Below are 26790 nucleotides of genomic sequence, written 5' to 3' on the forward strand. Positions count from 1 at the left end.
TTTTACGGATGATAAAAGCTGTGATTTTTGATTTCGACGGGCTGATTATGGATACGGAATCGGAACACTATGAAGCGCTTTGTGAAATTTTTCGCGGCTACAATTGCGAGATGCCGCTTGAACTATGGGGAAAGGGGGTTGGCACGCATTCGGGTTTTAAGCCGTTTAAATATCTTGAAGAGCAGATCAAAAAGCCGCTTGATACAGAAAAACTGGACCACGAGCTGGAGGAAATGTTTTTAAAACGGCTCGAAAAAGGCGCGGCCCGCGAAGGCGTGGAAGATTATTTAAAGTCGGCCAAGAACCTCGGGCTTAAAGTCGGACTGGCTTCAAGCTCTGACAGGAAATGGCTGCACCGCTATTTGCGCCAGCTTGGCCTTCTCGCTTATTTTGACTGCATCAAATCTTCCGATGACGTTGAAAAAGTCAAACCGGACCCAGCTTTGTATTTGAAAGCGGCCGGCTGTCTCGGCGTGGAACCGGAACAATGCCTCGTCTTCGAAGATTCGCCAAATGGGTCGCTTGCGGCAAAACGCGCCGGTATGGCATGCGTAGTCGTCCCCAACCGGGTAACAAAAGACCTCAAGTTCGGCGAGATTGACCACCGCCTCGGGTCAATGGCAGAAACGCCGCTTGAAGAAGTAATCCGGTTTATTGAAAGCCGTTGACAGAACAACCCGCTTCTGCATGCCGGAAGCGGGTTGTTTGTTTCCACTATTCCTTAGTCATCAGACAGATTTTCTTCCAGCATTTGCGTGACTTTTTCTTTTTCAGCATCTGACACCGCCAAATAATAGATCCCGTCAATGTTGGCATCGGTGCCTTTTACTTCATACTGGGTAATGTTTTTGGCGGCATTCCGGTAATTTTTCTCAATCGTAAGCATGTCATTAAACGTCATATTTGTTTTGACATTGTCGCCAAGCGTATCAAGGATACTGCTGTATTTTGCCACAGAAGAAATGCTGGTTGCTTTCCGGATCAGCGCCTCGATCACTTTCCGCTGCCGTTTATTGCGGCCGAAATCGCCTTCCGGATCAAGATGGCGCATTCTGACATAGCCGAGCGCCTGGGCTCCGTTCAGATGAATTTCCCCTTTTTTGTAATGGTACCCTTTTTTATAGTACCCTTCGTCATGCCAGTCAATTGTGTTGTTGACGGTAATGCCGCCAACCGCATCGACCAGTTTTTTCAGGGCCTGCATGTTGATTTTCACATAATAATCCATTTGGATACCGGTAAAGTCCTCAACGGTCTGCAGTGCCATACTGGTTCCGCCATATGCATACGCAGCATTGATTTTGTCATATGTGCCGCGTCCGGCGATCAGCGTCCTTGTATCCCGCGGGATGCTGACGAGCTGTGTCGTGCCTTTTTTCGGATTAATGGTCATCACAATGATGGCATCGGAACGGCCGCTGTCATTTGCACGTTCATCCACACCAAGCAGCAAAACGGAAATCGGCTGCCCGTTCTGGCTTGAGATGCTTTCATTTGAAGTGCCTGCCAACGATTCATGCATTTTATTAGCCGCAGCTTTTGCCGAGTGATAAACATAGTAGGCATAACCGCCACAGGCGATGACCAGGATCCCAATTAAGCTTAAAAAAGACATCAGGATTTTTTTCTTCATCGATGGCCCTCACTTTTTCGTCATATAATTGGTTATTATAACATGATTCGCTACGCTTGAATATCCTTTTTGTCGATTCCCATCATATATCGTCAGTATCGGGCTGACGGTGCGGCCTGTTTTTCAATCATCGCATTTTGCAACGAAAACATTAAGAAAAATTTAAGTTTGCCCCATCGATGTTGCGGAATAGACGTGGGAATAAGAAAGAAGAAGCTAAGCTGACTCCAGAAGAGAAATTCAAACTTCAAATGAAAAAGGTAGAAAGAGAAAATGAACGGTTACGTGCGGAGAACTTATTCTTAAAAAAGTTAGAGGAGATCGAAAGGAGGCGAAACTAAGCCAAATCCGATTTATAGTATTATGAGATGGAGAACATCCACTTATTCATAGTGATCGTGGGTTCCAGTACACTTCCAAAGGATTTAAACGTAAGATAAACGCAGTAAAGATGACACAAAGTATGTCACGAGTTGGTCGGGGTATTGATAATGGGCCAATGGAATCTTTTTGGGGAACACTGAAATGTGAGAAGTATTATTTACATCAATATAAGACATTTGAGGAACTTTCTCTGGCAATAGATGAATACATCCATTTTTATAATCATGAAAGATACCAAAAACGATTAAACGGCCTTAGCCCGATGGAATATAGAGCTAAAGCCGCTTAAATCATTTTTATTATTTCAACTGTCTACTTGACAGGGGGCAGTTCAAAATTAATATCTCAACGGGTTTTCTTGTTTAAAAAGGACTTTGGGACTGCCCCTTTTCTGAAAAAATATCCATTTCTTTTTCTTAGATGAACAATGGATATTTTACAAATTTGATCTAGAAAAATATGGATCACCCTGAATGGCAGAAAGGCTGACCTCCGCGGTTGAGGCAAAGTGGATAGCCGCTTCATAAAGTTCATCTTTGTCCCCGATCCCGACCGATACTTCCCCCGCACCATTAATTGACTTGATACCCGCGATAGAGTCTTCCAAGCCGATCACTTCACAAGGTTGCAGATTCATCAACTCTGCAGCGCGGACAAAAATTTCAGGGTCAGGCTTACCGGATTTTAAAGCAGCCGGATCAACAACCGCATCAAACATATCAGCGATGCCCAATCTCTCTAAAATGATGGGTGCGTTCTTGGAAGCCGAAGCGACGGCAAGCTTGTACCCTTTATGCTTGACCTCCATTAAAAATTCAGCCATTCCCGGCAAAATATCCTCCGGCGTTAATGTATCGATCAGCTTTTTATAATACTCATTTTTTTCATCTGCCAATTGTGCTTTCTGTTCGTGTGTATAAGAATGCTCACAGTTTCCGGCCTTCAGGATCATTTCCAGGGAATCCATCCGGCTGATTCCTTTTAAACCCGCAGCCAGTTCATCTGTCCATTTCGTGCCGACTTCCTCTGCCGTTTTCTTCCATGCCTGTGCATGGAAACGGGCGGTATCCGTCAATACACCATCAAGGTCAAAAGCAAATCCTTTAATATCATGAAAACTTCTCATTTGGAATCCCCCAGAGTTTTTCTATTTTTACGTTAGTGTACAATGTTGATGGCCGCGATATCCGCCCGTTTGCCAATTCTTGCCCGATACCTCAGCAAGAGGGGGCCAGCCTGGCCCGCTTATCCCGCAGGAGTCTCCCGCGGCCATCAACAATAACATTTAACCGAGCCTTAAGATGAAAATATTTTGGAAAAATGCCTCCGATATCTTCGCATAAAGGAGAATCATTTAAACAAAAACCGAAGATTGTGCAACCAGTTCAACGTCTTTTCCATACAAACCGACCGTCAAGGGTTCGCCTTCCAGCAATTCAAGTGACACTCCATTTGTATCCACACCTACTTCAATCAGACGGCCTCGGAACAACAGGCGGAATTGGTATTTGTCCCATTTTTTCGGCAGGAACGGGGCAAAGTGCAGCTTGCCATCCCGGACACGCATGCCGGCAAATCCCTGCACAATAGCCAGCCAGCTCCCCGTCATTGAAGTGATATGCAGCCCGTCTTCGGTATCATTGTTATAGTTGTCCAAGTCAAGACGTGATGTCCGTTCATACATTTCCACCGCCTTGTTTTCATAGTGCAGATCGGAAGCCAGAATCGCATGGATAGAAGCAGACAGGCTCGATTCATGCACGGTTAAAGGTTCGTAAAAATCAAAGTTGCGTTTTTTCTGTTCCGGTGTAAATTCATCAATAAAATTCCAGATTCCTTGCAATACATCCGCTTGTTTGATATACGCCGAACGCAGTATTTTATCCCATGACCAGTGCTGATTGATTGGCAATTCATCAGCCGGAATTTCGCTCACAGGCTTAATATCTTTATCAAGGAAACCGTCATGCTGGACAAAAATGCCGAGCTCTTCATCTTCCGGAAGATACATGCGGTCTACAATATCCTGCCACAACTGTTTTTCTTCCTCTGTCACATTTAAAACAGCTGCCTGTTCCTGCGAAACTTCCTCCAGGACCTGCAAAGTGTATGCCAAAGTCCATCGGGCCATGTAGTTGGTATACCAGTTATTATCCACATTATTCTCATATTCGTCTGGACCGGTGACGCCGTGCAGCATATATTTTTGTTTGCGTTTGGAAAAATGCACGCGGTCAGCCCAGAACCGGGAGATTTCTGTCAACACTTTGCTGCCTTCGTTTAAAACATAGGACTTGTCTCCGGTATAGCGGGTGTAGTTATAAATGGCAAAAGCAATATCCGCATTCCGGTGAATTTCTTCAAACGTAATTTCCCATTCATTGTGGCACTCAATGCCATCGAAAGTGACCATAGGGAACAAAGCGCCCTTTAATCCTTGCTTTTTAGCATTATGATAAGCGCCATCGAGCTGCTGGTAACGGTACTTCAACAGATTTTTGGAAATTTTTGGTTCTGCCACCCCCAAGTAAAACGGCAGGACAAAAGCTTCAGTATCCCAATACGTGGCACCGCCGTATTTTTCACCTGTAAATCCTTTCGGACCAATGTTAAGGCGGGCGTCTTCACCATAATACGTTGAAAACATCTGGAAGAGGTTAAAACGGATCCCCTGCTGTGCTGCAACATCGCCTTCAATTTTGACGTCCGACTTTTCCCAGCGCTCTGCCCAAATCGCACGATGGGCATCGAATAATTCATCATAGGATAGATTGTCAGTTTTTTCGCTGATCGCGTTCATCGCAGAAACCAAATTATTTTGAGTATGATAATCCCGAGAGGTAACCACGATCACGCGCTTTTCAAAATCGATTTCCGAACCGGCTACCAATTTACCGCTAAATTCATTTACAACTTCTTTATCATGAGCCGGTGCAGCTACTTTCGCTTGCAAAGCTGTCCGATGGTGCATTTCCGCCCCGACCGTAAAGCGCGGGGTTCCGAACGGGTTGGCTTTCGTAATGGCAACCAGTGATCCGGATTGTTCTTTTTGATCAGTTTGCAATACTTCCCAAAAGCGTTCGCCGTAGTTTGCATCTTCATTTTTAACGTCCGCATCGATGGCTGAAATGATCTTAACGTCCACATCATCTGAACCGAGATTTTTTAGGCGAACCCGCTGGAATGACAATTCTTTTTGGGCAACACTCAAGAAACGTTCAAAGGTAACCACAACTTTTGCCGTACCCTTTTCCACAGTAAAAGAACGGGTAAGACGTGCGTTTTTCATATCGAGATTCAGTTCGAATCCGGTAATCTCATCTTTAGCCAAATCGATAAATTCTCCGTTTAACGCAATATTGATTTTAATAAAATTGATGGCATTAATCACCTTGCCGAAGTATTCAGGATAACCGATTTTCCACCACCCTACACGGGTCCTGTCCGGAAACCATACACCGCCTAAATAAATGCCCGGCAAAGTATCTCCGCTGTAGTTCTCCTCGAAAAACCCACGCATGCCCATATAGCCGTTGCCTAAACTGGTCATGGATTCCTGCAACCTTTTTTCTGCCCGGTTAAAATCATGGCTGACAACATTCCATGGCTGTACTTCAAAAATACGTTTCATATTCATTCTCCTTTTCCATAAAAATTTACTTTGTTTGCGTTTTTTTAATCAGCGAAACAGAAGCCGCCCCAATAACCAGCAGCACGCCTGACAACAAAATCATCGCCGGCATAGAGGACCCGAGCGCCGGGAATATCACAAAACTTAAGCAGGAAGCCACAATTTGTGGCAAACAGATGCTGCCGTTAAACAACCCGAGATAGGTTCCCATATTCTCTCCTGATAATGAATTGGTCAGAATCGTGAACGGGAATGCCATCATCGCAGCCCATGCAATGCCGATCAGGATAAACGAAACAAGTAATGTGCCCGGGTTGTGGATAAAGAAAACTGAACCGAAACCAACCCCGCCAAGCACTAGGCTGAACGCATAAGCCGGTTTCTGTTTATTTTTCGGTACCTTTGTTAACACAAGAGACCAAAATACCGCGGCAAGGGAATACACACCTGATAAAACGCCGAACCAGTTGGCTGCTTCCTGATAGGCCGCGCTTGACGGATCCACTGCATTCCAAGCGTTTTTGGCCACTGCCCCCGCTCCATACGTCCACAAATATTGAAAACCCATCCAGCAGAAAAATTGTACGAGAGTAATCGTCCAGAACTCTTTCGGCGCATTGAGGAGCAATTGAAACATGCCCTTTTTTTCTTTTTGTGCTTGATTTTGGATGCCATGATAAACGGCATACTCATCCGGGGGATATTCTTTGACTTTAAAAACCGTAAACAGGCTGCACACAATTAAAATAACGGCTCCGCTGTAAAACGAGACCACAACCGATTGCGGCACCACGCCTTTTGGTGCACTGTTTGAAACGCCCAATGCCGTTAAAACAAACGGAAAAATACAGGCCAGTACTGCACCGCTGTTAGAGAGAAAACTTTGGACAGCATAAGCAAAACCTTTTTGTTCTTCATTTACCATGTCGGCGACCATCATCTTAAACGGTTGCATGGCTACATTGGAAGATAAATCCATAAACAAGATAGTCACCGCTCCAAATGTCAATGCTGTCATTGATCCGAACCCAAAGCCAAAACTTCCGGCATTCGGAAGCAAACACATAACTATCACAGCCACAACGGCCCCTACCAACAAATAAGGGATCCGGCGGCCCAGTTTCGGTATCCATGTCCGGTCAGAGAAATAACCGACCAACGGCTGGACAACAAGTCCAGCAAGCGGCGGCAAGATGAAGAAGAAACCTAATTTTGTAGGATCGGCGCCAATCGTTTGAAAGATGCGCCCCATATTCGAACTTTGCAGCGAAAAGGCCATTTGCACACCTAAAAAACCAAAACTAATCATCCAAATCGTGCTGATTGGCAGCGCCGGCAATTGGTGGCTGCCAATTTTCTTGCCGTCTTTAACAGTTGCAGATGATTTTACCCGTCCAATACTTTTTTCGTCGGTATTCACCGTTTCTCGCATGATCATTCCTCCATTCTATTAATCTATTTAAGAGCCTGCGCTCAGGACGGATATTTCTGGTTTCGTTCACAACCGGTTGCATTCCCCCGTAAATGCAGAGACACCTTCCATATTTATTACAGACTTTGAAGATCCATATTGGTTCGTTCCAGCAGAAGTTTTATTCCCTTATTTTTGGGTAATCCTCATCGTAATTCCCCCTTTTCAAGGCGCAACCGGTTGCATTTTTGCCGCCAATGTACTATCGCTTTCCATATTTATTGGAAGCCCCAACCAATTTTCTTCCAGATTTCTTAGTTCCAGCTAGTAGTTATAGATTTAATCTTATTAAAACCTCATGGCAGGGGATTGCGCAATCGGTTGCATTACAGGCAATAAAAAATGAACATGTTCCTCATTTTGGGTCTTCTGCATCGAACATCTTTATTATATATGATTTTACCGGATCAGCGCAACCGGTTTCACAAAATATCCATAAACCGGTTGCAAGATTGGAATCTGCTGCATGTAAAACACTGCCGTTAACTGATTTCAAATGGCAGAATGATTTTACGCGGTGGCTCTTCGCCCCCCTTATTTTCCTTATCTGTAAAAAGCAGATCGACAGCTGCAGAACCGAGATTTTCCGGAAATAAATTGATCGAATGAAACTGATGATTTGCCAATTGTAAAATAAAAGAATGATTAAAGCTTACAGCCGGTATGCTTTTGCCAGGATGGGCGCACTGCCAATGATGGTAAAATTCAAAACCGATCATATCATCAGTCGCCATGATACTATCAATTTCCGGATGCTGCCGGATAAACTCCACCGTTATGCCGTCATTGTTTTCCTTTTGAAGGCGGTAAATCAGTGGGGAAACGCCACGTCTTAAAATGGCTGCCTGAAAGCCTTCCCGCCTGCTGCGCTCATAAGGCCATTCATGGGAAGATTCGACAAAAACCGGGTGTTTCGCCCCTAAATGCCCAAGCAAGTATTCTGTTCCAGCAATACCAGCTTGATAATTATTATTGTCTACATAAAAATCATTTTTATCTTCAACCGGCTCGCCGATAATGACAAAGCGCAGTGCCTTTTTTCGCAAGTATTCTGTTACCGGATCGCCTGCATAGGAATACAGTAAGATAAATCGCTTTACTTTCGCCTGTTCAACCATAGATTTCACGTTCTCAAAAACTTGTTCTGTGTGATCACCAATCGCAACTGACAGAACGTAGTGGCGAGGGGCCAGCTGTTTGTTGATGCCCCGTAAAATATCAATATAGAAAGGATTCCCCTGTACATTGTTTTCAGCTGCCGGAAATACAATCCCTACGACGTTTGCCTCACCAAGCGTTAAATTCCTGGCATTATAGTTCGGCATATAACCTTCCGCGGCTGCGATGGCTTGGATGCGCTGTCTTGTCTTTACGCTGATGCGCGGATTATTATTCAAAGCCCGTGAAGCAGTCGAAACGGAGACATTTGCTTTTTTCGCAATATCCCGAATGGTTGTCATCTAAATCACCTTTCTTCAGGAAAAATAACTGAATAATCGGATCGATGCAGAGCTCTTATATAGATTTATTTTAAGCAATTATTCACAGAAATCATAGACTGAATATATGATTTTTAAATTAATTTTTAATATAATGGAAAATGGGATTGGATACCTTTTAAAGGAGCCGGACAAATAATTCATGTTCCGTAAAACGAGGATCAAGCTGACGGCATTAAACGCATGCGTATTTATTTTGCTGATTGCCGTTTTAGGAACGGTCATTTATATGTATGTGCGCACACATATGTACAGCGAGGCTGACCAGTCCATTTACAGGGCGCTCGACAGGATCGAAAAAAAAGGTGGAAGCTTAGCCGGCGATCCCCACGGCAATGATATCCGCCTGCGCATTTTGATCTGGGACAAAAATAATAACCTGATGTCCACACCCAGTGACGGTCCGGATGTGTATCTTTATGAACAATATGCGGCGGAATTTGCACCGGCACATGTCCACTTTATGGAAGCGATCAAGGTAGCGGGGCATTACTTTCGGACATACACGGTAAAAGACATGATGCAAAATGAAGATGTGAAAATCCAGTTCCTTGCGCAAATTGACGGGGAAGTGCTCATGCTCCATAAACTGATGATCATTACGATTGCGCCAACCTGCTTGCGGTGCTCGCCGGGCTGGTGTTGGCGGAACGGGCATTAAAACCGATCAAAGCCGCGTGGGATAAACAAACGCAATTTGTTTCTGATGCTTCCCATGAAATTCGCACGCCGCTTGCGGTGATCCAGTCACGAGTGGAGCTTTTGCTGCGCAAGCCGAATGAAACGGTGCGGGATGTTCTCCAGGATATTTCCACTGTTTTGAATGAATGCCGCCGTCTTACAAAGCTTGTGTCCAACCTCTTGACACTGGCACGTTCCGATTCGGATAAAATTGAAATTGAACGGAAACCATTTTATCTCGATGAGCTGCTCCGGGAGATTATGGATCATTTTTCAGAACTGGCGGCCATCCAGGGAAAAACCCTGATTTTAAAATCCGCCCCGCCGGTTACGTTTTCAGGGGACCGCGACCGGATCCACCAGCTCATTGTCATTTTGCTTGACAATGCGATGAAATACACGGGGGACGGCGGGAAAATTGAGCTGGCTTGCTTTGAAAGCAAAAACCATGTCGGTATCTCCGTACAGGACAACGGCATCGGCCTGAAAGAGGAGGACCGTGAGAAAATATTTGACCGCTTCTTTCAGGTCAGCAAATCACGGACGAAAACGGAAAGCCTCGGCCTTTCCATTGCAAAATGGATTGTGGAAAAGCACAGCGGCAAAATCAGAGTCGACAGCAAACTTGGCGAAGGGACAACATTTACGATTACCTTCCCGAAAAAGAAGCGGAAAGATGTGCAGGTGAAATAGAGCGGCAAATGAGCAGCCGCTCTTTTAGCTGTTTTACATTTACCGGTCCCGGCTTATTACCCACTCATCCTTGGGCCCGTCCAGCTCCATTTTTTGCAATTCCAGCCTCATTTTTTCTGTTTCCAGCAGGAAGTTTTCGTTTTTCAGCTTTTCGAGCTCCAGTTCTTTCTCCAATATTTGCACCTTTATTTTTTCACGCGACTTAAAGAAATTCGTGACAATTGCGACAATTGGCACCGAAAAAATTAAAATGACTGAAATCAATCCGATGAAGTCATCCATTGGCCCACCCCCGACATATTCTTAAACCCATTATACAATAAGTGCTGCATTCTTTTTACCATTTCCGTCAAAAAAGGGGGCTCCCGCCAGCCTTTTCGGGGCAGCCCTTCAGAAAAACATCCGGAAAATGAGAAAAACCGCCGGGAAAAAATGATTTTCCCAACGGTTTTTTTGTTTTAAAAAGAGCTTTTGGGATTGCTATCAGCCTGTATTCCGGAGCCCTGCGGCGATGCCGTTGATCGTAAGCAGGACCTCCATCAGCAGGTGCCGGGCTTTTTCATCTTTGTTTTCGCGTTCACGCAGTTGCGAAATAAGGTAGACTTGGAACAGGTTCAGCGGGTCGACGTACGGGTTGCGGAGACGCACCGATTCTTTTATGTTTGGCGTGTAATCCAGCAATTCTTTTTGGTCCGCAATCTTTAAAACCATTTCCTTCGTTAGTTCGTATTCCGCTTTGATCAGGCCGAAAATCCGGCCGGCAACTTCAGGATCTTTCACCAGCCTTGTATATTCTTCAGCCGTGGAAAGCTCCGCCTTGATCAATGCCATTTGCAGGTTATTGATCGTTGCATGGAAGAACGGCCATGATGCATACATTTCCCGAAGCAACTTGAAATTGCCGGTTTCTTCCACATATTTGCTCAGGCCTGTCCCGGCTGCGTACCAGGCGGGAAGGAGCTGGCGGCTTTGCGTCCAGGAAAATACCCACGGAATGGCGCGCAAGTCTTCGAAACGGGCGCTCCCTTTCCGGCTCATCGGGCGGGAGCCGATGTTGAGTTCACCGATCTCATTTAAAGGCGTTGCCTGTTTGAAATAAGACAGGAAGTCAGGGTCGCGGAAGACGAGTTCCTGATATTTTTCAAGCGCATATTCGGAAATTTTATCCATTGCCCTGACAGCTTCTTCGTTTGGCGTTTTGCCATTTTTCTCGTTCTGTTTTTGTTCTGTGATGGCACACATCATCGTGGATGTCGCCTGCTCAAGGCTCCGGTAGGCAATGTCGCGCAGCAAATAGCGCGATGACAGCACTTCGCCCTGCTCGGTGATTTTCACGCCGTCGCCAAGTGTAACCGGCGGCTGGGACAAAAGGCTTGAATAAAGCGGGCCACCGCCGCGTCCGAGTGAACCGCCGCGCCCGTGGAAAAACTTCAGCTTAATGCCGTATTTGGCACCCATTTCGTGGATCTCTTTCTGTGCTTTGTACAGCTGCCAGTTCGCCGTCATCGTGCCGCCGTCTTTGCTGCCGTCGGAATAGCCGAGCATGACTTCCTGCAGATTGCCGCGCACCTTTAAATGGTTGCGGTAAATGGGCATTTGGAAAAGGGTTTCGAGCATTTTCGCGCCGTTCCGCAAGTCTTCGATCGTTTCAAGAAGCGGGGCGATATGGATCTCACTTAAAATTTCGCCGTTCGGGTAGACGCGGTACAGGCCGGCTTCTTTTGCGAGCACGAGCACTTCCAGCACGTCGCTGACCGAATGTGCCATGCTGATCAAATACACCTGGATGGACCGTTCGCCGAATGTTTGGTGGGCGCGTTTGATCATCCGGAATGTGTTGATGACTTCCTGCGTTTCCGGCGTAAACGTATCATAGATTGAAATCATCGGCCGCGGGTCGTTTAAAGCCTTCAGGAGCACCGCGACTTTTTCATTTTCGGGCAGATTTTTATAGTCTTTCGCGATATTGACGTTATAAAGCACCTCGGCAAGTGCTGATTCATGTTCGCCGCTATGGTTGCGGATATCGAGTGATGCTAGGTGGAACCCGAACAATTCGACCTGGCGGATAACTTTGCGGAGCAATTTAATCGGATGCCCGGCCGGATGGTGCTGGTTCACGCTGTCCCGGATCATATACAGATCGGCAAGGAGCTCCTCTGCGGATTGGTAGCCGCCATTGCTTTTTCCCACACATTCCAGTTTATGGATCATAATCGCCAGCTTTCTGCGGTAAATTTCATCTTTTGTCGGCCATAATTTTGCAGCCGGCATTGTATTTTCTTCGCTTTCCACAGACGCAAGCAGGGCATGGCTGGCGCTTATTTTTTTGACAGAATGGCTGAGCAGCTCCCGGAGTGTGGTAAGCGACTTTTTATATTTTTCCAATACGAGTTCACGCTGCATCTCGAGCGTTTTCCAGGTGATGTCCGCGGTCACGTTCGGGTTCCCGTCCCGGTCGCCGCCGATCCACGATCCGAAATGAAGATAAGAAGGGACTTTAAAACGCTGTCCGTACGATTCGTACAGATAGTCTTCTAGGTCTTCGTGTATGCGCGGCAGCACGTCGAACAGGACATTGTCGAAATAATAAAGCCCGTTTTTCACCTCGTCGAGAACGGACGGTTTCTTCTCGCGGATTTCGGAACTTTGCCATAAAATGGTAATCTCATTCAAAATCGTTTCTTCAATAACTTTTTTCTCATAACGGGTGCTTGTAAATTCGAGCGTTTTTAAAAGGTCTGCAATGCGTTTATGGATTTGCAGAATGGTCCGCCTCGTTGCTTCTGTCGGGTGTGCCGTTATAATCAGCTCAAGCGATAAACTGTTCAGCAGTTCTGCAACCATTTCAGCTGGCACTTTTTCTTTCCGCAGCGTTTCGATGCCATCTTCAAGTGAACGCGGTTGGACCTGGTCTGTATCTTCCGACTGGTACTCCCGCCGGCGCTTAATTCTGAAATTTTGCTCGGTAATATTAAATAATTGCAGATAGGTAGAGAAAGCGCGGATGACTTCCTGCCGTTCTGGCGGATTCAGGTCTGTAATTTCTTTTTTTAATTGAAGGTAGAAAGCCTCATCGCCGGTTTCCCTCGCTTTTTGTGCCAGGGAGCGAATATTTTGGATTGTTTTGAGCAATGCTTCGCCGCCTTCAAATAGGATCACTTTATCCAGCAGCCCGGCGAGAAAATCCATGTCTGCCTGCAGGGCCATCCGGGGGGCTTTCTTTTCATCAATTTGATGCAAGGATAATCGCTCCTTTCATTTGGTCAGAAAAATGCACAAAGAAAATGATACTTATTATTATACTTGTAAAATGAAAAAAGTCTAATACTTTATAAAATTAAAAACCAGTAAAGGAACATTTCCCGCATAAAGGGATAAATTAAGGATAAAACGCGAACAATTAAAAGTCAACTGCGAATATCATTCGTGTTTTTACATGGCAAGTACCGAGAATGGAAAGAAAAGAATTGGCATTGAAACCGGTCTCTTCTTCTTTGATAATAAATGAAAGCAGCCGGTATGGAGAGAAAAAAGTGCACTTATATGAAGTTGATTTTATGGTCGGCTTTATTTTGCCCGTCGTACTGGCTGTCCACACGATGTTCATTTTTGATGCACAATTGAATGGCTGTACAGTTGCGTTTTTGTCGATGTCTGGCGGGCACGCCTCCATGCATGTGAAGCAGATTCTTTTAAGCGGGCAGCACCCGCTTTTTTGGAGGGCAGGCATTCAGGAGCAAAAATGGCAGAGATCATTTGGGCGGGATCAGCCATTTATTCCTCCGCCCGGGGAACTTTGTGAAAATCAGCACAAGAATGAATAACGCTTACATATCTGGCTCTTTCAAATAAAGCCATTTGTGAAAAATGTAAACGGATAATTTTGAAAAACCGTCATTTTCCTTTAAAACCGGGCATTTGGGCAAGCAAATTTTCAAATTTTCGCCATAAAATATGTGAATCTAATCACAAAAATAGTGGTATACTTACCCATGTGGAATGAAGGAAAATGAACGGAACGATCCATTTCAGCCATAAAAGGGCATGCCGTCCATCTATTTCACAAACCGCACGGCAGCATTTGCTGCAAAAGTTTAATTGTCCTGCTTTAAAGGAAAAGCAGTATAGAATCCATTAGGAGTTGGCACAATATCCATAGACTGGATAGGGGCCCGCCATGCCGGGCTTGCAAAACTGCTTTCATACAGTGGAAATATTTTTTACTTTTGATGGGAAGGAAGATTATACATGAAAAAAGTCAATCGTATTGCAGTGGTTGGAACGGGTGCAGTTGGTACAAGTTACTGCTACGCCATGATTAATCAGGGTGTTGCAGAAGAGCTTGTTTTAATCGATATTAACGAAGCAAAAGCAGAAGGGGAAGCCATGGACCTGAACCACGGCCTGCCATTTGCGCCTACGCCGACCCGCGTTTGGAAAGGCGATTATTCCGATTGCGGCACTGCCGATCTTGTTGTCATTACGGCAGGTTCCCCGCAAAAACCGGGCGAAACAAGGCTTGATCTTGTTGCCAAAAACGCAAAAATTTTTAAAGGCATGATTAAGAGCATCATGGACAGCGGCTTTAACGGGATTTTTCTTGTTGCCAGCAACCCGGTTGACATTTTGACATATGTAACTTGGAAAGAGTCCGGCCTGCCGAAAGAACATGTTATCGGTTCGGGCACAGTGCTTGACTCCGCGCGTCTCCGCAACTCTTTGAGCGCCCAATTTGGAATTGACCCGCGCAATGTGCATGCTGCGATTATCGGCGAACACGGCGATACGGAACTTCCGGTATGGAGCCATACAAATATCGGTTATGATACGATTGAAAGTTATCTACAAAAAGGAATTATTGACGAAAAGACGTTAGATGACATTTTTGTCAATACGAGAGATGCGGCTTATCATATTATTGAACGAAAAGGGGCCACATTTTACGGCATCGGGATGTCCCTGACCCGGATTACAAGGGCAATCCTGAACAATGAAAACAGCGTATTGACGGTCTCTGCATTTCTTGAAGGCCAATACGGAAACAGCGATGTGTACGTTGGCGTTCCGGCCATCATCAATCGCCAGGGCATCCGTGAAGTGGTTGAAATCAAACTGAACGAAAAAGAACAGGAACAGTTCAATCATTCTGTAAAAGTGCTAAAAGAAACAATGGCACCGGTATTGTAAGCATTTGTGCCGGCCGGGCTTCATGGGAGGCCCGGCTTTTTCTTTGAAAAAAATCCCGGCGCCTGCTTAAGGCGGACTGCCGAAAAAAGTGCCCATGCTTGCCCCGCTTTCCGGGAAAAGCATGGGCCTGTTTTTTGCCGGGGTTAGGAGCGGGCCTGCCATAGGCGGATATAAAAAAGCAGCCTTGAATCGATTCAAGGCTGCTTTTTCTTAATTCAATATGATCACTTTGACCGTACGGCGCCCCCATGCGATGGAAGCTTTTTTGTTCGGCATCAGGACATCGATGATATGGCCCTTAATGGCACCGCCGGTATCGGCTGCGATGGCAACCCCGTATCCTTCAACCCAGACTTTGCTGCCGAGCGGAATGACCGATGGATCGACAGCGATCAATTTCATGTTCGGGTTTTTCTTAATGTTATATCCCAAAGCGGTAATATCCAGCTTCGTATCTTCATGGTTATAAGATGTCGCCGTCACATAAAAGGATTTGCCTTGTGGCGTGCTGTGGCCGGAAGATGCGGCGGATTTGGTTCCGGCCGTTTTCCCGGCACCGGCTTCCGCTGGTTTTTTCGCTTGTGTTTCTGCTGTTTTTTCAGCTTGCGCTTCCGCTGCCTTTTCGGCTTCAGCTTCGCTCGCTTGTTTTGCGAGGGCTTCTTCCCTTGCTTTTGCGGCCGCCTGCTGTGCCTTTATTTCTTTTTGCAGGTTGCTGATTTTCGTATTCAAGTCGGTTTGTTTTTGTTCCGCTTTTGACAGCTCATTTTGAATGCTGTCATACTTCGATTTTAATCCCGACAATGCTTTTTCCTTTTCTTTTAAATTTGTTTGCAGTTTTGCCTGGCTGCTTTTCAAGTTTGCCTGCTCCTGTTCGAGCACTTTTTCCTGGTCTGCAATGGCTTTTTTATCGGCTTCAATTTTCGCAAGGTCCGCTTTTTGCTGATCCAAAAGGCTTGTATCAGCGTTCAGCAGTGTCGCGACTGCACTGACCCGGTTGATCAGGTCGCCAATGCTTTCCGCGTTTAAAATCGTTTCAATCACATAGTCGTATTGGTTGTTTTTTTGCATGGCAACGAGGCGTTTTTTAATCACGCCTTCCCGTGCAGAAACTTGGTCCTCCAGCTTTACGATTTCCTCTTTTTTCTTTTCAATCAAATCTTTTGCTGACTGGATTTTCGCTTCAGTTGCTGCGATATTTTCTTTATTTTTCTGAATGGATGATTGCAATGCGTTCCAGTCTTTTTGCAAATTTTCCATTTTGCTTTCGACGGCTTTTTTCTCCGATTCTTTCTTTTGAATGGTTTGCGTATTTTCATCCAATTTTTTCTGTAAGGAACCTTGATCTGTTTCTGCATAGGCATTTAGTTGTGCCGTGCCAACGAATATGGCAAACGCCATAACTGCAATTCGCCTTTTTAAGTGCATAAGACAACTCCCTTCTCCGTACTCTTGTTATAACACAAATAGGCAGAAAGGAAGATTACAATACGATTAAATTCATATTACGAGAATGAAAACGGACTCAAATCATGCGAAAAAGGGAAAAGATAGATTTGGGTGCTTTTTCGCATGATGATGGGCAGTTATAAGACTTCTGCCTCCAGGCGTATGAAAAGCAGCAAAAAGAAATAAAGCGGGTACAGCGGCAAATCACTGTGCTCAAGCAATGGTCGGATAAAGCATATCGAGAAGTGGGAAAAAGTGATAACATAAAAGAATTCGCGGGGGTAAAGGCAAAGAAAATAGATAAAAAGAAGCAAGGATCAGCTTCTTTTTCAATTCAGACAGGATGGGAAGGAATATTCTGTGCCTTTGTGCCGGTCAAGGATTCTTTTGATGTTTAAGAAGTCCAAAAGTAGTGCTGAGCTTTTCGATTTTCATTCATGTATAGCCGCGCCGTTTTGGTATGATGATAAAAGCAGCTTTGTATGAAGAGAGGAATTTCTTATGGAAATGGTGGAAAAAGCAATTGAATTTGCGGCAAAAGCACATGAAGGCCAATACCGGAAAGCGTCCGACCTGCCGTATATTGCGCATCCGTATGCGGTTGCCATGATGCTTTTAACAGAAGGCTGCCGCAAAGAAGTGGTCACAGCAGGGCTTCTTCATGATACGGTTGAAGATACTGCGGTGACAAACGAGGAGATAAAAGCCGAGTTTGGAAGCAATGTTGCCCGGATTGTTGAAGCCTGCACTGAACCGCCTAAAAATGTGCGGTGGGAGGAACGGAAGCAGCATACCATCGAGCGATTAAAAACGGCAGAAGAGGAAATTTGTATGCTCATATGCGCAGATAAACTCCATAACTTGAAAACGATACACGAAGAATTGCGAAAAAGCGGGGAAAGCGTGTGGAATGCGTTTAGCCGTGGAAAAGAAAAGCAGGAATGGTACTATAGAAAGATTGCAGAAACTATTGCGTTGCACCATTCTTTTCCTTTACTGGAGCAGCTGCAGTCGGAAATAAAGCAGGTTTTCGGCGTTATCCGGACATGAATAAGTGCAGGGCAAGACATTGCCGGTGAAATAACGGACTTGTTGCTTGAAAAACTGCGAATATGGGCACCGGCCTTCATTCATCATATTAACGTTACCTGTGCGAAAACGGAGACGCACAGGCTTTTTTGCGTGTGCATGACAGCTCAAGCGGTTGGAAAACATAAAGATACAACAACACTTGGAGGCTGCCAATGAAAAAGGTATGGAGGATTTATGCAACTGATTTGAAAAAAATGACAACAAACTGGGCAGCAAGCCTGATCATTGCCGCCTTGATCATTCTTCCATCATTGTATGCCTGGTTTAACATCAAGGCATCCTGGGACCCATACGGCCACACAAAAGGAATTGCGGTAGCCGTTGTGAATTTGGACCGGGGGACAGCGATCAACGGAAAAAAAGTACACGCCGGGAATGAAGTTATAAAAAAGTTGAAACAAAATAAAGCGCTCGGCTGGAGGTTTGTGCAGGAGAAGGAAGCCGCACGCGGCGTAAAGACCGGAGAATATTATGCGAGCCTGACCATCCCGGAAAATTTTTCGGAAAAACTGGCTTCCATCCTGGGTGATAAGCCGGAGAAACCGGTCATTACTTATACCGTTAATGAAAAAATCAATGCGATTGCGCCTAGAATAACAGGGTCGGGTGCGTCTGCTATTACACAGCAAATTAGTGCGCAATTTGTAAAAACCGTTAGCAAAGCGATTTTTACAATGTTTAATCAAATCGGCATTGAACTTGAAAGGGATTTGCCGGATATTGAAAATTTTAAAGCATGGGTTTTTAGATTGGAGGGAGACATTCCGGAGCTTAACCGGATCATCAGGACGGCAGATCGGGATATTACGAAAGCAGACGCAGTAAGAAAACAGGCAGAAAGCGCGATGCCCGATGTCCTGCTGCTTGCAAAACACGGCAAAACCGTCTCAGGGGACTTGTCCCGCTTTTTTGGAAACACTGGAAGTTTGCTTGAGCAGACGGATACCGTGATCAAAACCGGACTGGAAGCACTGAATGCCGCCCCTGCAGTCTCGAACCAGGTGAGTATGCTGGCAGACAAAACGAAAATTGCAGAAACAGCGCCAAAAAATACGATAATTTTGCAAAATAGCAAGCAAATCTCTGACGCGTTCAGTGATTTGCTCCGAACCGCTGCTGAAGAAACCGGTTCGGAACATCTTAAGCGTATGGCAGCCCGGTTTATTGCACTCAGCCAATCCTTTCAAAAACAGCAGGACCTAAACGGGAAAATGCTCCAACAGGTCAATAACGGGTTGCTGCCGGAAACATTGCAGGCAGATCTAAAGCAGGAAGCCGGCCGTGCCGGGGCCATCGCCGGCAGCCTGCTTGAAAACGATGGTGCAGCCATCGCCGCGGATTTAAAAACATTTGTGGCACAAGCCGGGCAGGACAGTGCAAAAGCAAACAAGCTGTTTCAAAAATTGGAAGGCAGCCTGCCGGAAATCCAGGCGATTCTCCGCGATACGAAAACCGGGCTTGCAATCGGAAAGGCAAAATTGAAAACGGCTGAAACGGAACTGCCGGCTGCTGAGAGAAAAATCAGGAAACTGGCTGATAAAATTCGGGCGTTTGAAAAACAGGAAAATATAGACCAGTGGATTCAATTGTTGAAGAACGATGCACAGGAAGAAAGCGAATTTTTAAAGCAGCCTGTATCGCTGAAAGAAAAAGTCCTATATCCAATCAAAAATTACGGTTCGGGCATGGCTCCGTTTTATACGGTGCTGTCTTTTTGGGTGGGGGCAATGCTGCTGGTATCCCTGCTGTCGGTTGAACACCATCGTGACGGCGCATATGCCAGCTGGCAAGTCTATTTCGGCAAGCTGCTCCTGTTTTTAACGATTGCGTTTTTCCAGTCGGCGATAACGGCGGCGGGTGACCTTTTTATTTTACATGTGGATGTGCAGGAAAAAGCCTGGTTTATTTTATTCGGTATCGGGATTGGTGCTGTTTTTACCGTGATGGTCTATACACTCGTTTCTGTTTTTGGCAATGTGGGAAAAGCACTTGGGATTGTCCTGCTTGTCCTGCAAATTTCCGGTTCGGGCGGCACTTTTCCAATCCAGGTGGAACCGTCTTTCTTTCAACATATCCATCCGCTCCTGCCATTTACTTACGGAATTGGCTTAATGCGTGAAGCTGTTGGCGGGATGCTGATGGAGGCTGTGATCACAGATATCATTTATCTGGCAGGATTTCTGGCAATTGCGCTTATTTTCGGGACCGCAGCCAAGAAACTGCTCAGCCGTATGACCGAACGTTTTACAAGAAAAGGGAAAGAAAGCGGGCTATTCGAATGAAAAAAGCGGAATAGACAAGAAAAATGGTATGTGTAAAATTTTACTCGAAGGGGCAAATGAGTGGAAAAAAATGGGAAGACACTCTATCATCTAAATGTACACCTTGAATGAACATCTAGAGAGAGGTCTTCCCATGGATATTATATCAATAATTGCTGGATTATTAAAGAATACAAAGAGTCTTATGGAGTTTGAAGAACAGGTTAAAATTCTGATGCAGAAGGTTTTTACACAATGGGTTGGGGATGTATTTGAGGAGTTAGATAAAACAATAAAACAGAAGAAGTTGGAGGAAGGCTGGGAGTACTGCCGGAGTGATAACAGAAGCGTTCAGTTTCTATTTGGAAGTGTGACTTTTAAACGATCATTAATGCGTGATAAGAGAGGGAACTCACATTATCCTTTGGATGAATGCTTGGGGCTGTTACCCCACCAGAGATATAGCCCGTTAGTGGAATTAAAGGTGGCAGAGTTGGCAAGTGAGAACACCTATCGGGAGGCGGCTAATATTTTAAAAGAATGGACAGCCGTGAGTCTTAGTCATACAACTGTAGGGGAAATGGTGAAACGCGTAGGGAAAACGCAGGCGGAAGCCGACAAGGCCCTTGTAGAAGAGATGGAAATAGCTGCTTCACTGCCTGATGGGAAGAAGGTAGACTACCTGTTTTCCGAAGCAGATGGCGTATTCATCCGGGGACTGGAAAAGAAACAGGGTATGGAAGTCCACCATGCCATTCTCTATGAAGGTTGGGAAACCAATGGAAAAAGGGTCTCCCTGCGTCAGCCCACAGTCATCATGACGACGGAAGACATTCAGACATTTTGGGATGAAGTCCAAGCCACAGCTGCCAACACCTATTCCCTCGAAAAAGCGCATGTCATTACAAACAGTGATGGAGGTGCTGGGTACACAGCTGAACGGTTTCAAACAGCATTCTCACAGTCGGAATTCCCGGTGCTCAACCAGCTGGATACCTACCACGTTGCACAAGCCATTGTAAGGACATTTGGGGGCGGAAAGAGCGAGATCAAGGAGCAGATTAGAAAAGCGATTAGAAAGCATGACCTAGACCAATTCACGTTATATTTGGATACGCACGAAAGCACCTTGACGGATAAAAAGGCCCTCAAGAAAATCAAGGAATTCCGTTCGTATATCTTGAAAAACTGGGACCGCATTTTTGACTGGAGAGACAGGGTGAAAAACGTGCCGGAAGGTGCGAGAGGCCTGGGAGCGATGGAATCGAATCAAAGGCATATCTCCTTCAGGATGAAAAAAAGGGGCATGCATTGGAGTGAACTTGGCGCAGAAGCCATGGTGAAAATCAAACAAGGCATACTCAATGGGACATTGAGAGAAGCCTATCTGAAACACCGTTCAAGAAGCGAGAGAAAGCAACGGAACTTGAAACAATCCATCAGGATGTCTCAACTACTCAAGCAGCCTGTACGCCCGTCAGTGGGCGTAAAGCACGGATCAGTTGCCCTGCATTCAAGCAGTTCATCGGCAATGGGACATTTAAGCAAAATATTAGAGCTTTCGTTTTAAGCTTGGCTCAGTGGGGACTGATCGTTGAGGCGCGCGAAATTTACGAGACTCCTGCGGGAAAAGCGAGCCAGGAGAGACCCCGCAGCGAGGTACGAGCGAGGAGGCTCGCCGGCCGCCCGCGGAAAGCGAGTGAATTTCGCGCGCCTCAACATCCCCGTTGTCCATCTTTATACGGAAATATCACATCTTTTCCGAAAATTACACCGAGCAAGTGAAGCACGGTAGCCGAAAGTGTACAAAAAGAGTGTCTTGGAATACCCGATATTTAAACCTTGTCGAGAAAAACTTGACACATACGAAAAATGAGAAGGAAGACATGAAAAATAAAGTTGGTTTATAATAAGAAAGAAGAATATTAGGAGGGGATTGCATTGGCGATTGCCGATATTACCATATTTCCGGTCGGAACGGATTCAACAAGCATCAGCAAATATGTGGCGGAGATTGAGAAGGCGCTGGGAAAAGAACAGGGAAGGGTGAAAATCAAGCTGACCCCGATGAGCACTTTAATAGAAGGGGACATCCATGACCTGTTTGAAATCATTGAAAAACTGCATGAAATCCCTTTTTCGAATGGCGTAAAGCGTGTTGAAACGAATATCCGCATCGACGACCGCAGGGACAAACAGCTCACGATGGAAGGAAAACTGGCCTCCGTCGCCGAAAAACTCGGCCAATAAAAAACCGGCACAAGGCCGGTATGATAAAAGGAGGTTTGGCCAGGCTCTGGGGGAAGCCTGGCCAAATATGGTTTGCTGCAATTCCTTGCCGCTGTCCTAAATGTAAAACATGAAAAAGAAAAACTTGTGAAATGAAAATGATAAAATGATGAGAATTTCCCCGGAAAAAGCAAAAAGCGGACCGGGACCCGCCTTTTGAATCGCTAAAATTTTACCCGTGCAAAAATTTTACACAAACCACTTCCGGAACCGGGACGTCTTTTTGCAGCAAAGTGAGGATCCCGGTTTCCGGATCGCGGGCGTATAAAACGAGCGTGCCCGATTCTTGGTTTGCGGCAACGACAAATTTTTCGGTCGGGTCAAGCACAAAGTCGCGCGGCCAGCTTCCTTCGGTTGAAGTGTATTCAACAAGGGACAGTTTGCCGTCCGGGCCGGCTGCAAACACGGCAATGCTGTCATGGCCGCGGTTTCCGGCATAAACAAAACGGCCGTCGGAAGAGAGATGGATTGCGCTTCCCTGGCTGTTTTCCGTAAAATCTTCCGGAATCGTTTTGATATACTGGACATCTTTAAACGTGCCGGAAGCTTCGTCAAATTCGAGCACAATCACTTCATTGCTCAATTCTGTCATGCAGTAGGCCAATTTCCGGCCTGGATGAAAGGCAAGATGGCGCGGGCCGCTTCCCGGGCGGACGGAAAGGACGGCTTTTTCCGTTAATTTGCCGCCATCATGCGCGTACGTTGTAATCGTATCATTGCCGAGGTCCACCGCGACGACATATTTTTTATCCGGGGTAAAGTCTGCGAAATGGACGTGCGGTTTTTCCTGGCGTTCAGGGTTCGGGCCGGAGCCGGTATGTTCGATAACACTTACTGCCGGCTGCAGGCTGCCGTCTTTGTTTGTCAGATAGGCGCTGACCGTCCCGTTATGGTAGTTGGCGGAGACGACCGTTTTCTTGGCTGAATCCACGCTGACATGGCACGGGGAGGCGCCGCCGGATAACTGGCGGTTCAACTCTGTTAGAGCACCGGTTTCCGCATCAATTGAAAAAGCCGCAACCCCGCCCTGGCTGCCTTCTTTGACAACGGCATACAGATTGCGGTTGTCTGCCGTGATATTAAGATAAGTTGGATTGCCCAGTCTGGCGGCAACTTTCACATCTTCAATTTGCTTTTTTTCTGTATCAAGGGTAAAGGTGTAAATCCCTTCGCTGGCGCCTTTTGTATAGGTGCCGGCATACCCTGTCCATTTTGTCTTTCCCATGGCTGATGCTCCTTCCCATCTGTAATGTGAATATTATAACATAGAAAACGTTTCCCGTTCATTCCGGCGCTTTTCCGGGTATGATGCCATGAGCGGAAACGGCGTGATAAACGGGAAGCATGTTCAAAATTGCCGGCATGCAAGCGAAAATATGGCAAATGTTTCATTTTTGTATCAAAATTGAAAGCGAACTGAAACTTTTTGCTGGAGATGTTTTGATAAAATAAAGTAATCGACAAAATTCTACACATCGCTGCATCCCGGATGCCATATGATAGAGATATAAAAGGCCGTGTGAGGAGGAAAATCATGAAGCCGGAAGACCAGTTTGTCCAAAAATCTTATTATGAAACGTTTATCAAAGAAGGGGAAGAGCGCCATCCGCTTGAAGTGCTCGGGGAAGCGTTCGAAAAAGAAAACGCCCTTGAAAATGCCGATCTTTCCTATATCCGCTTTGCACAAGGGGAAATTTATTTTCATTATAAAGATTACGAAGCGGCCGTTTTTAAATGGGAAAGCATACATAACGACTTTGAACCGTGGGCGCAAAAAAACATGGGGGATGCTTATTTTGAACTCGGCCTCACCAGCATGGCCGAAGAAATTTACAAGTCGGTCCAGACAGACTCCATGGTATTAAAGACGGAGATTGCGCTTCAGCTTATCTCGCTTTATATGGAGGAGCAAAAGCATGAACAGGCTGTCCAGACGATCAAACAAGCGGTCGCCATGAACCCGGACTATCCGAATGTGACGAAAATCGCCCGTGCCTACTTTGAAAAAAACGAAGACTGGATGAATGCGGTTGAACTGGCTGTCAATGAATCCATCCGCACTGAATCGCTGTTCTGGTTTCAAGTTTTAAAGTCGTATATTGAAAATGGGCATACCAAAACGATTGCGCCGGATTATTTTCGGGATGCGCTGTCCGTTTTATACAAGGTGGATCAAATTCAGTTTGAACAACTGGCGGTTGCGTTTTGGCGGTCTTACGAAACGGAGGGCGTGTATCTTGGCTGGCTCCGCGAATTTAACGGCCTTTTTGCCGGACTTGAACTCCATTCGCTTGAAACGTGGCACGAGCTGTCTGCCATTTACGGGGAAACCTATCTTTCTTTAATCAGCGGCAGCTATCTGTTAGAACAACTGGCACCGGTGATGCCGGGCATTTTAACGAACTGGCTGCGGATCACGGACCAGGCGCACGCCCTTCAAGCATCCACTGCGGTTCTCGCATGGGGCGATCTTTTTCCGGGCAGCATCGGGCCGCAGCAAATTGCCGATGCGGAAACGATTTTGCATCATGCGGAGCAAACATTGGACCAGCTTGAATATGCGCTCCGGCTCTTTGATTCCATTATGCAATGGGCAAAAAGGAACGGGCTATCTGTCAGCACCCGTTTGAAATGGATGGCGAGGGAGCTGATTGACTTTGATGTCCAGCATATTCTCGTTGCCGGCATGAACGGCAGCGGCAAGACGGCCTTTATCCAGTCGGTGTTGGCCGACCCGCTGCCCGAACGGCCGACACAGTTTGTGATGGCGGTGCGCCATGATGATGAACATGCACTTTCTGTGATCTCGGACAAAGGCATTTCGCCTGTAACGGAAGAGGACAATGCGGCGCCGGAGCCCGGGGACATGCTTGAATGGCGGGGCCCGAGCCGGTTCCTGGAAGAAAATGCGCTTATTTTCATCGATACACCCGGGCTGAACGGGCCGGGGCGGGGAAAAGCATACGAGTATTTGCGTTTTGTTGACGGCGTTTTATTCGTTTTAAATGCAAATGATCCCCTTACAGACAAAGAAGCGGATATGCTGTTGAAAATGAAGGAACAAGTGCCCGGGCTTGCGATTCACTTTTTGCTGTCCAAAATGGATATGATATACAGCAAGCAGGAAGCGGCAGATTTAGTGGAAGAAACAGTACAAAAGGTAAAAACAATTTTTCCGCAGGCAAACTTGCACCCTTATACGTCCAATTATGCATCCCGGGAAGCAGGACTGGATCTTGCCCGCTTTTTCCGGCAAAATTTCAAGCCGGAAAACCTGGAAGAAAGCCGGATTGACAAACTTTCGCACTGCATCCGGGAATCGATTGCCGATTTGCTGAAACAAAGGCTGCAAAATGAACAGCATCTGGCAGAGTCAATCAACCGGCATGAAGATCTGTACGCAAAATTAAACGGGGCGGCAAACCAGCTTCAGGATGTCATCCATGAACAAACCGAACTGGTCCGCTCGTCCTACCACAGTATGACCCAGAAAATCCGCGATGAACTGCAAAACCGGATTCCGGAAATTTTACGGAAAAGCGCCGATTTTATTAAGCCGGACAGTGATTTCCGGAAAATTCATCTTGAATTGAATGAAGAAATGAACAAACGGATCCGGCACTTTTTGCAGACGACCATTTCCCCGAAATACGAGGAACTGGTGGCGGAGTGGATAGAAGCGTCAGAAGGGGAATTGCAGCAAAGCCAGGATTATCTTGATGAAATGGCGGAAGGGTTTAATAAGTTGTACGGGGAAGAGATTCTTGTGCTTGCCTGTGATTTTAAAATTATGGAGGACTGGCGGCGTGATGCGGACCGGATGGCAAACGGAATTCCTTTTGAACCGGTCAATATATTGTTGCGCCATACGCCGCAGCAGGTCCTGTTAAAGAGCGCGGGCAAATTGTTTGGCGTGCTTTCGCAAAACAAAACGATGCTGTATAACCGCTATAAAAAATTTATCGAAAGCGAAGATTATACGGAAATTGCAAACCTTGTCACGAATAAAGTGATGCTGCAATTCGAGCTGTTTGAACAAGGGCTTGAGCGCGATGTCCGCCTGTTCTTTAAAAATCCGGAAACAGTTCTCCGCGAAACCATTGCGGAAACAGAGGCGGCCATTGCCGAAACAAAAGAGATGCTGGAGAATATGAAAGAAAATCCGGAAGTGTATCAGGATCCGCTGAAATTGTTCGAGCTGAAACTCCGCCAGTTTGAATGGATGCAACTCGGGCAGAAAACAGGCGGGAAAGTGTAAGCTTTTCGCAAGGCGGATGGACGGGGCAGGTACAAGATTTAAGGGGTAAACGGGGCTTGCTGAACGCATGGCTAAAGTGCTGAAAATGGGGCCCGAGTGCTGATTTAGCAAGCCCTCAATAATATAAGATCATAAATGAACCGCCTGGATTCCGCCGGAAATACATGCATGGACCGGTTCCGGAACAAAAAAATTAACCGGCCGGATGTTGCGGAAAGCAGAAGGATGGAAACGGCTTGAAACGGCCGGAAATTGTTGGATG

20 protein-coding genes and 1 pseudogene are annotated in these 26790 nt (G+C 46.0%); 12 read left to right on the plus strand and 9 right to left on the minus strand.

Annotation, left to right across the window (positions count from 1 at the left end; all coding sequences use genetic code 11):
• Positions 1-8 precede the first annotated feature (8 nt).
• Positions 9-668, plus strand: a complete 660-nt coding sequence (locus NSQ19_RS02570; RefSeq protein ID WP_035189428.1) for an HAD family hydrolase — start codon at positions 9-11, stop codon at positions 666-668.
• 53 nt (positions 669-721) lie between these two features.
• On the opposite strand, the gene NSQ19_RS02575 is transcribed toward NSQ19_RS02570, so the two are convergent.
• Positions 722-1633, minus strand: a complete 912-nt coding sequence (locus NSQ19_RS02575) for an LCP family glycopolymer transferase (RefSeq protein ID WP_328191786.1) — start codon at positions 1631-1633, stop codon at positions 722-724.
• 370 nt (positions 1634-2003) lie between these two features.
• Here NSQ19_RS02575 and NSQ19_RS02580 point away from each other — a divergent pair.
• A pseudogene (locus NSQ19_RS02580) lies at positions 2004-2306 on the plus strand (transposase); the annotation flags it as partial.
• A 147-nt stretch (positions 2307-2453) separates the two neighbouring features.
• Here NSQ19_RS02580 and pgmB read toward each other — a convergent pair.
• From pgmB to NSQ19_RS02600, 4 genes are all read right to left on the minus strand, one after another.
• Positions 2454-3143, minus strand: a complete 690-nt coding sequence (gene pgmB / locus NSQ19_RS02585) for a beta-phosphoglucomutase (RefSeq protein ID WP_013858479.1) — start codon at positions 3141-3143, stop codon at positions 2454-2456.
• Between the two features lie 228 nt (positions 3144-3371).
• A complete protein-coding gene (locus NSQ19_RS02590) occupies positions 3372-5654 on the minus strand; it encodes a glycoside hydrolase family 65 protein (protein WP_340702315.1) in 2283 nt (760 codons plus the stop codon).
• 19 nt (positions 5655-5673) lie between these two features.
• Complete coding sequence (locus NSQ19_RS02595; protein ID WP_340702316.1) at positions 5674-7080, minus strand: SLC45 family MFS transporter; 1407 nt, start codon at positions 7078-7080, stop codon at positions 5674-5676.
• Positions 7081-7601: 521 nt separating this feature from the next.
• Entirely contained in the window at positions 7602-8579 is a 978-nt protein-coding gene (locus tag NSQ19_RS02600) for a LacI family DNA-binding transcriptional regulator (protein WP_013858482.1), read from the minus strand.
• Between the two features lie 181 nt (positions 8580-8760).
• Here NSQ19_RS02600 and NSQ19_RS02605 point away from each other — a divergent pair, with 181 nt between their 5' ends.
• A complete protein-coding gene (locus NSQ19_RS02605) occupies positions 8761-9279 on the plus strand; it encodes a hypothetical protein (RefSeq protein ID WP_340702317.1) in 519 nt (172 codons plus the stop codon).
• Positions 9258-9992, plus strand: a complete 735-nt coding sequence (locus tag NSQ19_RS02610) for a sensor histidine kinase (RefSeq protein WP_258921932.1) — start codon at positions 9258-9260, stop codon at positions 9990-9992. The genes NSQ19_RS02605 and NSQ19_RS02610 overlap by 22 nt, the downstream gene beginning before the upstream one ends.
• 39 nt (positions 9993-10031) lie before the next feature.
• On the opposite strand, the gene NSQ19_RS02615 is transcribed toward NSQ19_RS02610, so the two are convergent.
• On the minus strand, positions 10032-10274 hold the full coding sequence (locus NSQ19_RS02615) for a hypothetical protein (RefSeq protein ID WP_046721204.1): 243 nt from the start codon (positions 10272-10274) through the stop codon (positions 10032-10034).
• Between the two features lie 201 nt (positions 10275-10475).
• Complete coding sequence (gene ppc, locus NSQ19_RS02620; protein ID WP_340702318.1) at positions 10476-13235, minus strand: phosphoenolpyruvate carboxylase; 2760 nt, start codon at positions 13233-13235, stop codon at positions 10476-10478.
• Between the two features lie 293 nt (positions 13236-13528).
• Between ppc and NSQ19_RS02625 the strand changes: the two genes are divergently transcribed.
• Positions 13529-13819, plus strand: coding sequence for a hypothetical protein (locus tag NSQ19_RS02625; RefSeq protein WP_235601585.1), 291 nt, complete (start codon positions 13529-13531; stop codon positions 13817-13819).
• 424 nt (positions 13820-14243) lie between these two features.
• The gene (locus tag NSQ19_RS02630; protein ID WP_046721206.1) at positions 14244-15182 is read left to right on the plus strand and encodes an L-lactate dehydrogenase; all 939 of its coding nucleotides are present in this window, start codon (positions 14244-14246) and stop codon (positions 15180-15182) included.
• Positions 15183-15392: 210 nt separating this feature from the next.
• On the opposite strand, the gene NSQ19_RS02635 is transcribed toward NSQ19_RS02630, so the two are convergent.
• Positions 15393-16607 (minus strand): 3D domain-containing protein, encoded by a 1215-nt coding sequence (locus NSQ19_RS02635; RefSeq protein ID WP_061565691.1) that lies wholly within the window; start codon positions 16605-16607, stop codon positions 15393-15395.
• A 230-nt stretch (positions 16608-16837) separates the two neighbouring features.
• Between NSQ19_RS02635 and NSQ19_RS02640 the strand changes: the two genes are divergently transcribed.
• The 5 genes from NSQ19_RS02640 to NSQ19_RS02660 all read left to right on the plus strand — a co-directional run bounded on the left by NSQ19_RS02640 (position 16838) and on the right by NSQ19_RS02660 (position 22231).
• On the plus strand, positions 16838-17026 hold the full coding sequence (locus NSQ19_RS02640; RefSeq protein ID WP_026685048.1) for a hypothetical protein: 189 nt from the start codon (positions 16838-16840) through the stop codon (positions 17024-17026).
• A 103-nt stretch (positions 17027-17129) separates the two neighbouring features.
• Positions 17130-17678 carry an HD domain-containing protein gene (locus tag NSQ19_RS02645; protein WP_017554123.1) on the plus strand — a complete coding sequence of 183 codons (549 nt, stop codon included), beginning with the start codon at positions 17130-17132 and terminating at the stop codon, positions 17676-17678.
• Positions 17679-17872: 194 nt separating this feature from the next.
• Positions 17873-20002, plus strand: coding sequence for a YhgE/Pip domain-containing protein (locus NSQ19_RS02650; RefSeq protein ID WP_340702319.1), 2130 nt, complete (start codon positions 17873-17875; stop codon positions 20000-20002).
• 133 nt (positions 20003-20135) lie between these two features.
• A complete protein-coding gene (locus NSQ19_RS02655; protein WP_042512392.1) occupies positions 20136-21551 on the plus strand; it encodes an ISLre2 family transposase in 1416 nt (471 codons plus the stop codon).
• Positions 21552-21922: 371 nt separating this feature from the next.
• Positions 21923-22231 carry an MTH1187 family thiamine-binding protein gene (locus NSQ19_RS02660; RefSeq protein WP_013858492.1) on the plus strand — a complete coding sequence of 103 codons (309 nt, stop codon included), beginning with the start codon at positions 21923-21925 and terminating at the stop codon, positions 22229-22231.
• A 211-nt stretch (positions 22232-22442) separates the two neighbouring features.
• Here the strand turns inward: NSQ19_RS02660 and NSQ19_RS02665 are convergent, their stop codons facing one another.
• Positions 22443-23495 (minus strand): lactonase family protein, encoded by a 1053-nt coding sequence (locus tag NSQ19_RS02665; RefSeq protein ID WP_340702320.1) that lies wholly within the window; start codon positions 23493-23495, stop codon positions 22443-22445.
• A 309-nt stretch (positions 23496-23804) separates the two neighbouring features.
• On the opposite strand from NSQ19_RS02665, the gene NSQ19_RS02670 reads away from it, so the two are divergent.
• Positions 23805-26528, plus strand: coding sequence for a GTP-binding protein (locus NSQ19_RS02670; protein ID WP_340702321.1), 2724 nt, complete (start codon positions 23805-23807; stop codon positions 26526-26528).
• Positions 26529-26790 lie beyond the last annotated feature (262 nt).

Origin of the sequence: Weizmannia sp. FSL W8-1119 (assembly GCF_038008605.1) — a bacterium.
GTDB lineage: Bacteria > Bacillota > Bacilli > Bacillales > Bacillaceae_C > Weizmannia > Weizmannia coagulans.

Excerpts from the sequence above, each read along its gene's own strand:
- NSQ19_RS02655 (WP_042512392.1), top strand. The coding sequence starts at position 20,136 with ATGGATATTATATCAATAATTGCTGGATTATTAAAGAATACAAAGAGT.
- NSQ19_RS02575 (WP_328191786.1), bottom strand. The coding sequence starts at position 1,633 with ATGAAGAAAAAAATCCTGATGTCTTTTTTAAGCTTAATTGGGATCCTG.
- NSQ19_RS02670 (WP_340702321.1), top strand. The coding sequence starts at position 23,805 with ATGAAGCCGGAAGACCAGTTTGTCCAAAAATCTTATTATGAAACGTTT.
- NSQ19_RS02595 (WP_340702316.1), bottom strand. The coding sequence starts at position 7,080 with ATGCGAGAAACGGTGAATACCGACGAAAAAAGTATTGGACGGGTAAAA.
- NSQ19_RS02605 (WP_340702317.1), top strand. The coding sequence starts at position 8,761 with ATGTTCCGTAAAACGAGGATCAAGCTGACGGCATTAAACGCATGCGTA.
- NSQ19_RS02650 (WP_340702319.1), top strand. The coding sequence starts at position 17,873 with ATGAAAAAGGTATGGAGGATTTATGCAACTGATTTGAAAAAAATGACA.
- NSQ19_RS02665 (WP_340702320.1), bottom strand. The coding sequence starts at position 23,495 with ATGGGAAAGACAAAATGGACAGGGTATGCCGGCACCTATACAAAAGGC.
- NSQ19_RS02600 (WP_013858482.1), bottom strand. The coding sequence starts at position 8,579 with ATGACAACCATTCGGGATATTGCGAAAAAAGCAAATGTCTCCGTTTCG.
- NSQ19_RS02635 (WP_061565691.1), bottom strand. The coding sequence starts at position 16,607 with ATGCACTTAAAAAGGCGAATTGCAGTTATGGCGTTTGCCATATTCGTT.
- NSQ19_RS02630 (WP_046721206.1), top strand. The coding sequence starts at position 14,244 with ATGAAAAAAGTCAATCGTATTGCAGTGGTTGGAACGGGTGCAGTTGGT.
- NSQ19_RS02570 (WP_035189428.1), top strand. The coding sequence starts at position 9 with ATGATAAAAGCTGTGATTTTTGATTTCGACGGGCTGATTATGGATACG.
- pgmB (WP_013858479.1), bottom strand. The coding sequence starts at position 3,143 with ATGAGAAGTTTTCATGATATTAAAGGATTTGCTTTTGACCTTGATGGT.
- NSQ19_RS02590 (WP_340702315.1), bottom strand. The coding sequence starts at position 5,654 with ATGAATATGAAACGTATTTTTGAAGTACAGCCATGGAATGTTGTCAGC.
- NSQ19_RS02615 (WP_046721204.1), bottom strand. The coding sequence starts at position 10,274 with ATGGATGACTTCATCGGATTGATTTCAGTCATTTTAATTTTTTCGGTG.
- NSQ19_RS02645 (WP_017554123.1), top strand. The coding sequence starts at position 17,130 with ATGGAAATGGTGGAAAAAGCAATTGAATTTGCGGCAAAAGCACATGAA.